Here is a 12,087-nt window from a genome sequence, read left to right on the forward strand (position 1 = left end):
CCGGCACCGCCGTTCAGACGAGCCACGCGCGTTCGTCGTCGCTGAATCGGTTGACGGTGCCGCGGGTCGCAACCGCTCTGTCGTACATGGCCGCCAGCGCATCCAGCAGGGGCTTGTTCAGCGAATCGAGTGCATTCTGGCGTGCCACGATCTCGTCGAGGCGCTCGGCGAGTTCGGCCAGCACCGCCGACCGGTCGACCGTGGTGACGCGTCCGCCCTGGACAACGATCCGGCCCGCCACGATCACGATATCGATCGAGGAACCGTTCTCGGAATACACCAGTTGCCGGTCGAGCTTCTGCCGAGGCGTGAAAGCCATTGTGTCGAGATCGAAGATCACCAGGTCGGCCTGCATCCCCACCTCCACGGTGCCCACGGTGTCCTGAAGGAACGCACTGCGGGCCCCGCCGACGGTGCCTGCATGTAGTACCTCGTCCACCGTGGGCCAGGTGGTGAAGTCCGGGTTGGTCACCTTGTGCAGCAGCGCAGCAGCTTTCACGACGTCGAGCATGCGGGGAGAATCACTGCTCGAGCATCCGTCGGTTCCCAACCCGAGGTTCACGCCTGCGGTACGCAGGGCATGCCACGGGGCGATTCCCGATCCGAGCTTGAGATTCGAGATCGGATTGTGCGAAATCGACGTACCCGCCGTGGCGATCATCGACATGTCGTTGTCGGTCAGCCAAATGCCATGCGCCAGGGTGGTATTGGGCGACAGTGCGCCGATCCGACCCATGTATTCCACCAGGGAGCCGCCGTACATCTCCGTTCCCGTGACCAACTGAGTCTTGGTCTCGAGGACGTGAATATGGCATTCGGCGTCGAATTCGGCCGCCAACTGCGTGGCACCGACCAGAAGCTCCGCACCGCACCGTTGCGGTGCGGACGGCGCGACCATGTATCGCAGACGCCCGTTGCCTCGACCGTGATACTGCTCGAATGCTTTCCTGCTGAATGCGAGGTACTCCTGCGTGGTGGGAACCGGATGCGACCGAATCTCGGCCGTGACCTCCGGCGACAGATGATCGGCGATGAACGGCACAGTATCGACGAACGGTTTGCTGATCACGTGTCCGGAAATGTTCGCTCGGATGCCGATCTCCTCGTAGGCGTCGAACACCGCCGACAGTTGCGCCCAATCCTGAGTCGGGTTCTCGAGAACGTCGTCGACGATCGTCGTCACGCCCGCTTCGAGGGACTCGATTGCGAACAACGTGCTGCGCAGACGAACCAGATCGGGTTCGACGCGACTGTCGCCGAGGATCGGATACGCGATGGCCATCCACATCTCGAGGGGCATGTTGTCGTATCTGCCCTTGTAGAACGTCTCCCAGGAATGGGTGTGTGCGTTCACGAATCCCGGTGTCACCAGCCTGTCGCGGCCGTCGATGATCGTATCGCCGTCGCCGGGTTCGAGATCGGCAGCGATTGCAGTGACGACGTCGTTCTCGATCCGGATGCTGCGAACGATCGGTTCGGATCCGGTGGATGCGTCCATGGTGATGACGTGCGCGTTCCTGATGAAGATTCCCATGTTTCCTTCCTTGACTGCGCGGCGCGATGACGGCTACGAGCTATTCGACCGGCTGTGGTGTCGGAGCCTGCTCTTCGGGCTGTTGCTGACGAATCATCCACTGCCGATGAGATTTTCGGGCGAGAAGGTAGTAGGTCGATGCTGCAGCACTACTGCCGACGAGCCACGAGATGTCGAGACCGCCGAGCGCCTGCGAACCGAACCCCTGCAATGCCGGGACCATGCCGTTGAGAAACATCCAGGTGCCGAAAATTCCCACGGCGAACGCCGCGAGTGCACGCCAGTTGACGTCCTGCATCCTCGTCGAGCCCACGTCGTCGAACAGATGGCCGTAGCGGGTGCTGGCGCGCTCGAAGATGTAGTAGTGCACCAGCATGATCGCGCCCCACGTCGCCACCCAGCCCACCACACCCACGAGCCAGGCGTCGAGGGTCTGCGCCGCATCTTCCTGGAAGACGAAGAACACGCTCGCGGCCAGTGCGAGAACGCCGACGACAAGGTTCAAAGTGCGCCGACTCAACTTGATATCGAGGGCCTGCGCCGTCACACCGAAGCTGTAGACGTTGAGGACGTTCGTGGCGATGGGGCCGTGCAGAACCAACAGCAGCACCGGGATGGCGAGCGCACCGAAGTTCTCCACGATCAGCTTGCCCGGATCGACGGAACCGTTGGTGGTGGCCAACGTCGCGCCGAGCACACCGAGCCACACGACGGGGATCAACTGTCCCAGTGCACTGACCAGGTACAGCTTGCGTCGCGGAACACTTGTACTCACGAAGCGGGAGTAGTCGGCGGCGTAGGTCAACCACGTCAGTCCCCAGCCGATTCCGATGGCCGTCATCACAGCGGACATGGCGACGATGCGCTCGGTGCCGGCCAGCGCAACTCCGTCCGGACCGGAGTAACTCCAGTCGATGTCGAGGTGGAACCAGGCCACGATCGACATCAGAACCAGCACCACGACGGTCGGCGGAACGGTCCAGCGTTCGAATGCCGCGATCGCCCGGTATCCGGCCATGGAGATACCGACCTGAATCGCCATGATGACTGTGGCCACCGCGACCTTCCATCCGACGTTCGCGGCGTCCGGGTCGACCCAGCCGAGTTCGCCGAACAGGGCCATCACCAGGTCGAGGACGATCCAGGTGTTCACCGCGCACCAGCCGACGACCACCACGGCCTGGACGGCGGAGGGAACGTAGTTGCCTCGACGACCGAAGACCGAACGGCCCAACAGCATTCCGGTCGTTCCCGTTCGTTGTCCGAGTAGAACGAAGAATCCGAAGATCGCCATTCCGATGACGTTTCCGAGGACGAGCACCGTCAGGGTATCCGCCAGGCCGAGGCCCATGCTGATGCCGAGCGCGCCGAGCACCCAGTTGATCGGCGCGATGTTCGCACCCGCCCATATCCAGAACTGACCGGACAACGCGGTGGTTCTCTGGCTCTCGGGAATCGGCTGGAGCGAATCCTCGACGTCGTGGGAATGTGTGGTCACCGTGAACTCCTCGGTATGCGGTCGACCGGCGGTTCGGTCGGCCTCGTGAGAAGCCTGCTGCCCGTGTGTTTCCCGAACCCTTACGCAATGTAAGCCACTCGTAACGGCGGGTGGACAGAATGTCACCTATGAATGTGCTCGACGCCTTCGATGACGTCTATCTTTCCGCGGCGCGACCCGAGCTCGTCGCGGGAAGGCGTTCTGCGTCGCGGTCTCTGCGGTGGGTTCATGCCAGCGAGCAACTCGACATCGCACCGCTCTTGCGCGGTGGGGAGCTGATTCTGATGGAGGGTGTGTACTTCGGCGGGTGTTCCGACGCCGATCTGGTGACGTACCTCGAGTCGATGAATGCCGCGGGAGTCGTCGGCATCGCGGTGGAGACGGGGGGAATTCTCGACGTCGTTCCGCCGCTTCTGGTCGAACATGCCGAACGGATCGGCTTTCCGGTGGTGCATCTCCGACGCCGTGTGCCGTTCGTACAGGTATGCGAGAGCATCAACAGTCAACTTGCCGACTCCGCTCTGCGTCGGCTGCAGATGGCAAACCGTATGTCTCGGTTGCTGTCGGCCTTGATCGAAACGGACGGGGCGGTGGACGCCGTTCTCGATGTGCTCGGTGCCGAGACTCGGTCGTCGGTGACGCTGCATTCGGCGTCGGGAGATCTGATCGGGCAATCCGGACTCGTCACCGAGCCATCCGATTTCACCTCGTTCGAGGTGCCCGTCACCAGTGGTGGTCGGGACGTCGCGGTGTTGACCGTGGCTCCTGGACCCGATGCCGACATCTATTCGATAAACGCCGGACTGGAGAGAGCTCCGGAAATCCTGTCGATCGCGTTGCTCAGTTCACGCCCGGCCAGGGTGGAAGACCGACTGCGTACCCGCTTCTTCTCACTGTTGTCGGCGACGAATTACCCCGCCTCCGATGTCACCGACCACCTCGACGGCGTCGCCGAGCGCATGGGTATGCCCGAACACGACGCCTACCTGACGGTGTCGGTCGAATTCGACCACGACCCGGCTGCCGGCACGTGGCAACGCACAGTGGGGTCGGTATCGCCGCACAACTGGTGCGGGAAGATCGGCGACCGACACGTCGCTGTTCTCGGTTTCGCCGGTCAGGAGATGCTCGATGCCCGACGGCCGGTTCTGCTGTCGATGTTGCAGACGACGCAGTTGCGTATCAGGCGAGCCGGTGTCGGTCCGGGAGCCTCCGATCGCCACGGTCTGCGCCGGTGTTTCGACACCGCCACAGCAGTGCTCGCGCTGGACCTCGGCCCTCACGACCGCATCCGCGATGCCCGCAATTTCGCACTTGCCCTACTGGTGGAGTCGATGTCGGGGAAATCCACGGTCGAGAAGTTCGTCCACGATCAGATCGGACCGTTGCTCGCCCACGATCGGGAGCGGCACGGAGAGTTGTACGTGACCCTGCTGGCCTACATCACCCATTGGGGTAGCAAGACCGAGACCGCGAAAAGCCTTCGGATACAAAGGCAGACGCTCTATCAACGGCTCGACAGGCTGTTCGACGTTCTCGGTCCACTACCGGCAGGCTCCCCCCGATTCCCGGGGATCGCCACTGCGGTGTTTCTCGAACAGGCCCGCCGCCAGGGCTGTACCGTCCCCGGCGGCTGACCCGTCGACCGATCCTTCTCACACCTCGGCGTCGACCTTGTCCGGCTCGCCTCGACGCATCGCCAGGTACTCGGAGAGTTCGCGTTTGACCACGGGCAACAGCAGGTACAGGCCGGTGATGTTCACCAATGCCAGCAGGAACAAGGTGGCGTCGGCGAAATCGAGCACCGAGCCGAGGGACAGTACGGTTCCGATGACGGTGAACATGCAGAACATCACGTTGAAGAAGGTCCGCGAGAAGCGGCTGCGTCCGAACAACGACGTCCACGCCTGCAGTCCGTAGTAGGCCCAGGTGATAGCGGTCGAGAGCGCGAACAGAGCCACCGCGAGAGTCAACACGTACGGGAACCACGGGAGCACGGTCTCGAAGGCGTCGGAGGTGAGGGTGACACCGCCGGCGGGAAGCTCACCGGTTTCGGCGACGATCGCGCGCTGATCCTGCCAGGTGACGGTGTTGGCGATCACGATGGTCAGTGCGGTCGCGGTACAGATGACAACCGTGTCGATGAAGGGCTCGAGCATGGCCACGAAGCCCTCGGTGACCGGATGCCTGGTCTTGACGGCCGAGTGCGCGATGGCCGCCGAACCCAGTCCTGCCTCGTTCGAGAACGCGGCGCGCTGGAATCCGATGATCATGACGCCGAGTACGCCGCCGGCCACACCCTCGGGCGAGAACGCACCTTCGAAGATCGCCGTGAACGCCGTGGGGACGGAACGGAAGTTGACGGCGATGACGACGCCGCACGCGACGATGTAGATCAGCGCCATCGTCGGCACGAGCTTGGCGGTCACCGCCGAGATCGACTTCATGCCGCCGATGATGACCAGTCCGATGATCAGCGCGACGACTATGCCGAACACTGCTTTGGCTCCGTCGGAAGCGAGGAATCCATCGTCACCGCCGGTGACGGAGCGGACCTGCGCGTACGTCTGGTTGGCCTGGAACATGTTGCCGCCGCTGATGGCGAAGAACGTGATGACGATGGCGTAGAAGACGGCCATGACCTTGCCGACCTTGGCCAGTCCTCGCTCTGCGAGACCCTTGGTCAGGTATTTCATGGGTCCGCCGGAGACGGTGCCGTCCTCGTTGATGTCTCGGTACTTCACGCCGAGCGTGCACTCGACGAACTTCGATGCCATGCCCAGCAAGCCGGCGAGGATCATCCAGAGGGTGGCACCGGGTCCACCGAGTGTCACGGCGACGGCGACACCGGCGATGTTGCCGAGACCGACGGTTCCGGACACCGCGGCGGTGAGAGCTCTGAAGTGGCTGACTTCGCCGGGCGCGTCCGCCTCGTCCTCCTTGCCGCTGACGAGAATCAACGCACGCTTGATTCCGCGGACCTGGATGAACTTGAACGCCACCGTGAAGACGACGGCACCGACGATGAGCCAGAGGACGATCAGTGGAACAGCGGCTCCGCCGATGTTCACGGTGAAGAAGACGAGATTCGACACGGCAGCGGAGATCGGATCGAAGGCATTGTTGATCGCCGTCTCGATGGAGCTGATCGTGCCTCCGTCCGCGGCCAGTACATCGGTTGCGAGGGGGTGAGAGCTCATGGCTTCGAGTGAACAGCACGTTGACCGCAGAAGACGCCATTTACCGAATTTCGAGCAATAATTTACGCGATCTTGACGAGACGCTCGCGGGCTCAGACCGCAGATCTGGCCGGTATTCGTCTCAAAAGCACTGTTGCAGCGTCCAGTACGACATGGCGGTCGTAGGTGAGGCGGTAGTCGTACATCGGGGTGCCGTCCTCGGCCGTGCCTCGCTCCACCGCAATGAGCGCCGCACTCGACATCGGAGCAAGAATCACGATCGAACGCTCCAGCGCCAACGGTTCGTCTGCGCCCACCACCACAGCACGGAAGCTGGGCGCAGACGGCGCGGGATGCGAGTCGAAGACAGCCGTCAGCGCGGTCCGGGTGGCGAGGTCCTCGAACATCGACTCGCGTGCAGGCGTCAGGCCGGTGGACGCGCTCACCGTCGCCAGTACGACGGTCGAGGAACCGGTGCCGTATGCACTGTGCAGCAAACTGTTCTCGATGGCGTCGAGCAGTGTGGAATCCGCGTGCCTGCGGGCGCCGAGCGAATGGGTGAGTCCGTACGGCGTGACCGCCACGGGGGCGCGCACGGTGACCGTTCCATCCAGGTCGAGCGAACGGACGGGTTCGGGTACCGCACCGAAATCCGGGAGAGGGGCCGGTGTGCCGTAGAGGTATCCCTGCCCCAGAACGGCCCCCATCGCGCGCGCATAGCTTTCGTGCCGCTCGGTTTCTATCCCCTCGGCCAGGACCAGGGCACCGGTACGTTCGGCCTCGGCGGCAACGGCAGCGACGATGGCTGCGGTCTCGTTGCTCGAACGCCCCTGCACCAGAGCCATGTCGAGCTTGATCACGTCGGGACGCAGCAGCGGGATCAGCGCCAGGCTGGAGGAATCTGCCCCGACATCGTCGATGGCGACTCGCCACCCCAGATTTCTGGCGTGCTCGGCCGCCCTCAGCAGACCGGCCGGATCACCCATCAGATCACGCTCGGTGATCTCGACGATGATCGACAGCCGCGACGCGTCGGCGAGCATCGGCAGGTAGTCGCGAGGAGGAGGTGCATCGAGGGCAACAGGTTCGGCATTGACGAACAGCGCGAGCTGATCGGGATAGCCGGACTCGACGGCACCGCGAAGCGCGCTGAGTCTGCACCGCCAATCGAAATCGGCCGTGACGCCCTGCGCGCGTGCCACCCCCAACAGTTCCGGTGGCGGGATCGGCGGACCTTCTCCGCAGGTCCGCACCAACGCCTCGTACCCTACGACGGCGCGCCCGTCGAGCAAGACGATCGGCTGATAGACCGACGTGATGTCGATCGACACCGGCGAAATTGCGGCACTCGTCGAGCCTCGACACATGGGTGGACCCTCCCTCGATACTGATCGATCGGTCCCCACCCGGGTCATCATCTTGCCCGACTGCACCGTGATGTCCACAGCCGACTGCGGTCTGCACGTCGATCGACTGGTTATAAGGTGCTCGAAGGACTCGACGAACGGCGGTGACGACAGTGGGAGCGGACTCTCGCCCTCGTGCCCCTCACGACCGCCTCTTCGCGGATCGATACCGACTGGGCACCGTGTTGGGACGCGGCGCAATGGCCGACGTCGTGCACGCCGACGACGACGTTCTCGGCCGGTCCGTAGCGGTGAAGATATTTCGCCACGGTGAGCCGCCGGACTCTGCACAGCGCATCGATGCAGAAATTCGTACTCTCGCGTCGCTGTCGCACCCGGGTCTGGTGACGCTGTACGACGCGGGCACTGCACTCGACGACAGCGGGATGCCGGTTCCGTACCTGGTGATGGAGCTGATCGACGGTCCGACTCTGAGTGCGTATCGCCGGAGCCGATCGATGAACGCCGCACACGTCGCGCGGATCGGTTACGAGTTGGCGGAAGCTCTCGCCTACATTCACGACCGGGGTGTGGTCCATCGGGACATCAAGCCGGCCAACATTCTCGTCGCGCAGGCACCGGACGTGGGCGTGGGGCAATGCGCCAAACTTGCCGATTTCGGCATCGCCCGTATCGTCGACGCCGAACGACTCACCGAGCACGGCACCACAGTCGGTACTGCGCACTACCTCAGCCCGGAGCAGGCAACGGGTACGTCTGCCGGCCCGCCGACGGACATCTATACGCTGGGTCTCGTTCTCATCGAATGCCTGAGCGGCACAATGGTATTCGAGGGAAGCGCCGTGGCAGCAGCGGTGGCGCGCCTGCACCGCGATCCCGACGTCCCCGAGGGGCTCGGACCGGACTGGCACGCGCTGTTGACGGAGATGACAGCCAGACGCCCGGAGGATCGACCGGACGCAGCTGCAGTTGCCCACCGACTGCGCGCGCTCTCGCGCAGCACGACACCTCTTGCTCACACTGCCGTGATGCCCGTCGAACCCATCGACAGGGCTGCGCCCACAACATTTCCAGCGTCGGCTACGGCCGAATCTCACCGCCGACGATGGATGATCCCGGCGGCAGCGGCTCTGTTCGTTTCGCTGGGCGCGGCGATCGTCTGGGTCGCAGTGGGCACGGGTGATGAGCCGGAGCCCATGTCACCTGCGACACCGGCTCCGACACTCGTGGAGTCGCCGACCGTTGCGGCCACAACACCTGCACCTGAGCCCGCACCGGCGACCTCGATCCCGGTCTTCTCGAACCCGCCCGAGCCTGCACCCGTCCCCACATCGAATCCGGATCCGATCGAACCGGCCGCGCCTGCACCGCTACCGCCGGGAAACGGCAACGGAAACCCGGGGAACGGCAATTCGGGAAACGGCAACGGCACCAATGGGAACGGCAATTCAGGAAACGGCAACAGCGGGAACGGAAACGGCAATTCCGGCCGAGGGAACTGACCCCACGGCCGTCCGAGGACAGGAGTGACGGTGACACACGTCGATACCCTCGTGGTCGGGGCAGGTATTTCCGGCTTGGTCGTTGCGAGACTCCTGCATCGTGCCGGTCAGCGAGTCGTAGTTCTCGAGGCCAGAGACCGCGTGGGCGGTCGGGTCCGGACGATGCGGACCGCCGACGGCATCCTCGATGTCGGCGCGTCCTGGATTCACGGAACGGACAACAACCCTCTCGCCGATGCCGTAGACGCCTTCGGAATGCGGACCGTCGAGTTCACCGTCGGTAGCTACCAACCCGACGGCAGGCCCATCGCGTACTACTCCCCCACCGGGACCAGGTTGAGCGACGAGTCCGCCGCGCAGTTCGGCGCCGACGTTCACCACTTCGACGAACTGTTCGCCGCAACGGTTGCGACGTCGTCCCCGGGAACGTCGTTCGGAGACGCAGTGGAAGCAACTCTGACGCAACTGGATTGGAACATCGACCGACTCGAACGAGTTCGCGAGTTCCTCGGACATCGAGCCGAGGAACAGTTGGGAGTAGGAAAAGACCTCCTCGACGCGCACGGTTTGGACGACGACGCCATCGAGGGCGACGAAGTCGTGTTCCCCGACGGTTACGACGAGCTGGCGGTTCGATTGGCCGTGGGGCTCGACGTCCGGCTCGAACACGTGGTGAGGCAGGTCCGTTGGGGTCGAGACGGAGTTGGGGTCGACACCGGATCCGGGACGTTCTCGGCCGAGCGCGCTGTGGTGACGGTGCCGATCGGAGTACTGAAGTCGCCGACGTTCACCGTGGAACCGCCTCTACCGGAACCTGTTTCGGGTGCACTCGAACGACTCGAGATGAATGCCTTCGAGAAAGTGTTCCTGCGGTTCCCCACCAAGTTCTGGGACGAGAACGTCTATGCCGTTCGGCAGCAGGGCGAAGCCGGGCGCTGGTGGCACTCCTGGTACGACGTGACCATGCCCCAGGGACGTCCGACGCTTCTGACGTTCGCAGCGGGTACCTGTGCGCAGCAGACTCGGCACTGGTCGGACGCGCGCATCGCGGACTCGGTTCTCGAGGCGCTGCGTGGCCTGTACGGCGACCGGGTCGTTGCACCGGACCGCGTGTATGTCACTCGCTGGCAGGACGATCCGTTCTCGTACGGTTCGTACTCGTACATGACGGTGGGTTCACGTACGCGCGATCACGACGACCTCGCCACTCCGATCGCAAACGTGCTTCACCTCGCCGGTGAGGCGACATGGACCGAAGATCCGGCAACGGTCACAGCGGCGTTGAAGTCGGGACACCGTGCAGCAGAACGTATTCTGGGGCGTTCGATACCGTTCGGCGACATCTGGAGTCCTACGAAGCGCTGACAGCACGCGCCGAACCCCACCACGCGCGTTTGTGTTCGGTGCAAACTTTCGACCATCTGCGAGTAATGTGCTGTCGACGCACCCACACACCGAGCACTCCAGGATGGCACCGTGGATACCGTCAGTTCAGTGATCGACTTCTTGGCAGATCGTCTCTACAGCGTCTTCCTCATCTACTTGTTGATCGGCGTCGGACTGTACTTCACCGTTCGAACCAAATTCGTTCAGATTCGGCTTCTTCCGTCGATGTTCAAGGCCATCGGTGGATCTCGGTCGGACGCCGAGGGCGGCATCTCGGCGTTCCAGGCCTTCTGTGTCGGTCTGGCGTCCCGAGTGGGTACGGGAAACATCGCAGGAGTCGCCATCGCGATCACTCTCGGCGGACCGGGAGCCATCTTCTGGATGTGGCTGGTCGCGGTGGTCGGCATGGCGACGGCGTTCATCGAGGCGACTCTGGCGCAGATGTACAAGGTGCGCAATCCCGACGGGAGCTTCCGAGGCGGTCCCGCCTACTACATCCAATTGGGTCTGGGTTCGCGTCGATGGGGAATCGTCTTCGCGTGCCTGCTGATCTTCGCTTTCGGCTTCGCGTTCAACATGGTTCAGGCGAACACCATCACCGAATCGTTCTCGTCCACGATGAACATCGATGCCGGGTGGATCGCGGTGTTCCTGGTGGTGCTGTCTGCGCCGATTCTCTTCGGTGGTGTCCGGCGAATCGCGCGGGTGGCCGAGTACCTGCTCCCCGTCATGGCTCTGGTGTACGTCTTGCTCGCACTGGTGATCGTGGCGATGAACATCGGCGAGATCCCGACGGTCTTCGGTCAGATCGTCTCCAGCGCATTCGGTTTGAACGAGGCGATCGGCGGCACGACGGGTGGAATCCTGGCCGCCATGCTCAACGGCGTCAAGCGCGGACTGTTCTCCAACGAGGCAGGCATGGGCAGCGCGCCCAACGCCGCAGCGACCGCGACGGTGTCCCATCCGGTGAAGCAGGGTCTGATCCAGTCGCTCGGAGTCTTCTTCGACACCATCGTCATCTGCAGTGCGACAGCGTTCATCATCCTGGTCTCGGGCGTGTACGACATCAGCAACCCGAGCGGAGTGGCGGGCGCGGTTCTGACTCAGGACTCGATCTCAGCTCAGCTGGGCACGTGGACCACGATTCCGATGACACTGTTGATCTTCACGTTCGCGTTCTCCTCGATCCTGGGCAACTATTCGTATGCCGAGATCAACCTCAATTTCCTCGGAGTCGAGGGCAAACTGCTGAACCTGTTGCGCACCATCGTCCTTGCAGCCATCGGCTTCGGCTCCCTGTCCGCGCTGACGACGGTATGGGCACTCGCGGACGTCGCCATGGCGGCAATGGCAACCGTGAACCTGGTAGCCATTGCGCTGCTGGGCAAATGGGCCTTCGGTGCGCTGGCGGACTTCGAGGCGATGCGTCGCGAAGGTCGCGACGACAAATTCGTCGGACGCGGAAACAGTCATCTGCCGGGCGACCTACCCGGCGACGTGTGGGATCCGGTGCTCGACAACGATCCGGCGGCGAACAAGCCCGACGTCGCGCGGTAAGCGAGGCGGCTGTCGCCGCTGTTCGATTCGGACCTTCCGGACAATTCACACGTTAGGGTGATGA

At 63.4% G+C, this 12,087-nt stretch carries 8 protein-coding genes; 4 read left to right on the top strand and 4 right to left on the bottom strand.

All coding sequences use genetic code 11. From position 1 onward, the window contains the following. Window positions 1–13: 13 nt before the first annotated feature. Window positions 14–1,534: an amidohydrolase family protein gene (locus CH256_RS02120; protein ID WP_094641703.1), complete on the bottom strand. Its 1,521-nt coding sequence runs from the start codon at window positions 1,532–1,534 to the stop codon at window positions 14–16. A 40-nt stretch (window positions 1,535–1,574) separates the two neighbouring features. After that, window positions 1,575–3,032, bottom strand: a complete 1,458-nt coding sequence (locus CH256_RS02125) for a purine-cytosine permease family protein (RefSeq protein WP_094668740.1) — start codon at window positions 3,030–3,032, stop codon at window positions 1,575–1,577. A gap of 128 nt (window positions 3,033–3,160) precedes the next feature. Between CH256_RS02125 and CH256_RS02130 the strand changes: the two genes are divergently transcribed. Further along, the gene (locus CH256_RS02130; RefSeq protein WP_179271971.1) at window positions 3,161–4,669 is read left to right on the top strand and encodes a PucR family transcriptional regulator; all 1,509 of its coding nucleotides are present in this window, start codon (window positions 3,161–3,163) and stop codon (window positions 4,667–4,669) included. Window positions 4,670–4,687: 18 nt separating this feature from the next. On the opposite strand, the gene CH256_RS02135 is transcribed toward CH256_RS02130, so the two are convergent. After that, window positions 4,688–6,232 (bottom strand): alanine/glycine:cation symporter family protein, encoded by a 1,545-nt coding sequence (locus CH256_RS02135; protein WP_094668742.1) that lies wholly within the window; start codon window positions 6,230–6,232, stop codon window positions 4,688–4,690. Window positions 6,233–6,324: 92 nt separating this feature from the next. Beyond that, window positions 6,325–7,542, bottom strand: a complete 1,218-nt coding sequence (locus CH256_RS02140; protein ID WP_256989335.1) for an EAL domain-containing protein — start codon at window positions 7,540–7,542, stop codon at window positions 6,325–6,327. Between the two features lie 179 nt (window positions 7,543–7,721). Between CH256_RS02140 and CH256_RS28840 the strand changes: the two genes are divergently transcribed. The 3 genes from CH256_RS28840 (at window position 7,722) to CH256_RS02155 (ending at window position 12,023) form a co-directional block, all read left to right on the top strand. Further along, on the top strand, window positions 7,722–9,080 hold the full coding sequence (locus CH256_RS28840; RefSeq protein WP_306438695.1) for a serine/threonine-protein kinase: 1,359 nt from the start codon (window positions 7,722–7,724) through the stop codon (window positions 9,078–9,080). Between the two features lie 30 nt (window positions 9,081–9,110). Continuing rightward, window positions 9,111–10,445: a flavin monoamine oxidase family protein gene (locus CH256_RS02150; protein ID WP_094668767.1), complete on the top strand. Its 1,335-nt coding sequence runs from the start codon at window positions 9,111–9,113 to the stop codon at window positions 10,443–10,445. Window positions 10,446–10,574: 129 nt separating this feature from the next. Next, the gene (locus CH256_RS02155) at window positions 10,575–12,023 is read left to right on the top strand and encodes an alanine/glycine:cation symporter family protein (RefSeq protein WP_256989336.1); all 1,449 of its coding nucleotides are present in this window, start codon (window positions 10,575–10,577) and stop codon (window positions 12,021–12,023) included. Window positions 12,024–12,087 lie beyond the last annotated feature (64 nt).

It is taken from the genome of Rhodococcus sp. 05-2254-6 (assembly GCF_002258565.1).
In the GTDB taxonomy this organism is placed as follows: domain Bacteria; phylum Actinomycetota; class Actinomycetes; order Mycobacteriales; family Mycobacteriaceae; genus Rhodococcoides.

What these genes read in the sequence shown, in the direction of transcription:
- CH256_RS02135 (WP_094668742.1), bottom strand. Translation starts at nt 6,232, where the DNA reads ATGAGCTCTCACCCCCTCGCAACCGATGTACTGGCCGCGGACGGAGGC.
- CH256_RS02130 (WP_179271971.1), top strand. Translation starts at nt 3,161, where the DNA reads ATGAATGTGCTCGACGCCTTCGATGACGTCTATCTTTCCGCGGCGCGA.
- CH256_RS02120 (WP_094641703.1), bottom strand. Translation starts at nt 1,534, where the DNA reads ATGGGAATCTTCATCAGGAACGCGCACGTCATCACCATGGACGCATCC.